2 protein-coding genes are annotated in these 2769 nt (G+C 69.5%); both read right to left on the minus strand.

Going from position 1 to position 2769, the window contains the following annotated elements:
* The coding region (locus tag V7Z54_RS09740) for a GMC family oxidoreductase (protein WP_334136204.1) at nucleotides 1–1252 on the minus strand (1252 nt) is incomplete at its 3' end.
* Nucleotides 1253–1267: 15 nt separating this feature from the next.
* A complete protein-coding gene (locus tag V7Z54_RS09745; protein WP_334136205.1) occupies nucleotides 1268–2767 on the minus strand; it encodes a CoA-acylating methylmalonate-semialdehyde dehydrogenase in 1500 nt (499 codons plus the stop codon).
* Between the last annotated feature and the right edge of the window lie 2 nt (nucleotides 2768–2769).

Genomic DNA, 2769 nt, shown 5'->3' on the forward strand with positions numbered 1-2769 from the left:
CGCGGCTGCTGGGGTTGAGGTTGCACACGCTGGCGGTGAACGCGTCGAAGGGGTGTAGCGGTCCGCCAAACGCATCCAGGCTCAACGGTTGCACGTGGTATTCGAGGTTGGGCCAGGGGCGCTCGGGGCTGCTGCGGGTGAAGGCCCCCAGCTGGCTAGGGGCCATGCTCATCGGTCCGCTGCGCGTCAGCAGATATTGCAGGCCGATGCGCAGCCGCCCCCACGGGCTGGCGGCCAAGGTGTTGAGGGTACGGGTGCCCTGCACGCGGTAGACGGTACGGATCTGCAGGTGATCCTGCAGGTTGGCGCCGACTCCGGGCAGGTCGGCCAGCACGGCGATGCCCAGCGGTGCGAGCCACGCGCCCGGGCCGACCCCGGAGCGTTGCAGCAGGGCCGGGCTGCCGATGGCACCGGCCGCCAGCGTGACTTCGCGCCGTGCCAGCACCTGCACGCGCTCACCGGCCCGGATCACCTCGACGCCGCGACAGCGCAGCGCACCGTTGTCGCCGCGCTGCAGCAGCAGCCGCGTGGCGTGCGCGCCAGTCCAAACCCGCAGGTTGGGGCGCTGGCGCACCGGGTGCAGAAACGCCCGGGCCGCGTTCCAGCGCCAGCCGCGGCGCTGATTGACCTCGAAGTAGCCCACGCCCACGTTGTCCCCGCGGTTGAAATCGGCACTGGCCGGGATGCCGGCCTGCTGCGCGGCTTGGGCGAAGGCGTCCAGAATGTCCCAGCGCAGCCGCTGGCGCTCCACCCGCCACTCGCCGCTGCTGCCGAGTCGGCGATGGCCGTGCCAGCGTGCCCAGTCGCCGGCGTCGTCGCGGTCGAGTCGGTGGTGGTCCTCGTGAGCCAGGAAGTCGGGCAGGCAGCGCGCCCAGGACCAGTCGTCGTCCCCGGTGTGCCGGGCCCAGCCGTCATAGTCACGCGCCTGCCCCCGCATGTAGATCATGCCGTTGATGCTAGAGCACCCCCCCAACACCTTGCCGCGCGGGTAGCGCAGCCGCCGCCCGTTGAGCCCGGTGTCTGGCTCAGTCTGATAGAGCCAGTCGGTGCGCGGATTGCCGATGCAGTACAGGTAGCCGACCGGGATGTGGATCCACAGGTAGTCATCCGGCCCGCCAGCTTCCAACAGCAGCACCTGGCGCCGGGGGTCGTGGCTGAGGCGGTTGGCCAGCAGGCAACCGGCGGTGCCGGCCCCCACGATGACATGATCCACCTCCACCGTGGCGGCGGGCGGGTTGGGTGTAGCGGTCATGACAGGACGATGTGCTCAGCTGGCGGTGGGCATGGCGAACTGCGGCCCCTTCGGCGTGCTTTGCGGCCAGCGCTGCATGATGCTTTTTTGCGCGGTGTAGAAGCGCACCCCCTCTTCACCGTAGGCGTGCAGGTCGCCAAACAGGCTCTGCTTCCAGCCACCGAAGCCATGCCACGCCATCGGCACGGGGATGGGTACGTTGATGCCCACCATGCCGACGCGGACGCGGCGTGCGAACTCGCGAGCGATGTGGCCGTCTCGCGTGAAGCATGCGGTGCCGTTGCCGTAGGCGTGGTCATTGATCAACTGCACGGCGGTGGCGAAGTCCGGCACGCGCACGCACGACAGCACCGGCCCAAAAATCTCCTCGCGGTAGATGCGCATCTGCGGCGTGACGTGATCGAACAGCGTGCCGCCGAGCCAAAAGCCACTCGCACAGCCCGGCCCGGCCTGCGCTGGGTCGAAGTGACGGCCATCGACTAGCAATTGCGCGCCCTCGCGCTCTCCGTTGGCGATGTAGCCCGCGATACGCTCGCGCGCCGCCGCGGTCACGATCGGGCCCATTTCTGCCTGCGGATCCAGGCCGTCGCGTACCTTCAGCGCACGGGTACGCTCGGCAAGGGCGGGTACGATGCGCTCAGCCACGTCGCCCACCAGCACCGCCACCGAGATGGCCATGCAGCGCTCACCGGCCGAGCCGAAGGCGGCCCCGATCAGCGCGTCCACCGCCTGCTCGAGATCGGCGTCGGGCATGACCACCAGATGGTTCTTGGCGCCGCCCAGTGCCTGCACCCGCTTGCCTTGCTGCGCGCCGGTGGCGTAGATGTGCTGCGCCACCGGTGTGGAGCCGACGAAGCTCAGCGCGCGCACGTCCGGATGCGCCAGCAGCGCATCCACGGCCACCTTGTCGCCCTGCACCACGTTGAACACCCCATCCGGCAGCCCCGCCTCCTGCAGCAGCGCGGCGATGCGCAGCGACGGTGACGGATCGAAGGGGCTGGGCTTGAGCACGAAGGTGTTGCCGCAGGCCAGCGCCAGCGGCAACATCCACATGGGCACCATCACCGGAAAATTGAACGGCGTAATGCCGGCCACCACGCCCAGCGGCTGGCGCACTGTCCAGTTGTCGATACCGGTGAAGACCTGCTCGGTGGAGTGGCCCTTGAGCAGCTGCGCAATACCGCAGGCGAACTCCACGATCTCGATGCCGCGTGTGACCTCGCCCTGTGCGTCGCTGAACACCTTGCCGTGCTCGGCGGTGATCAGGCGCGCCAGTTCGTCGCGGTGCCGGTGTAGCAGTTCTAAAAAGCGAAATAGGATGCGTGCGCGCCGGATCGGCGGCGTGTCGGCCCAGGCCGGGAACGCGGCACGGGCGGCCGCCACTGCCGCCTCGACGGTGGGGGCGTCGGCCAGCGCTACCCGTGCCGTGACCGCGCCGGTGGCGGGGTTGGTGACGTCTTGCGTGCGGCTCGAGGCATCGACCAGCGGTTGGCCGCCGATGTGGTGCCCGATCAGGG

Source organism: Tepidimonas sp., assembly GCF_036824975.1.
Classification (GTDB): domain Bacteria; phylum Pseudomonadota; class Gammaproteobacteria; order Burkholderiales; family Burkholderiaceae_C; genus Tepidimonas.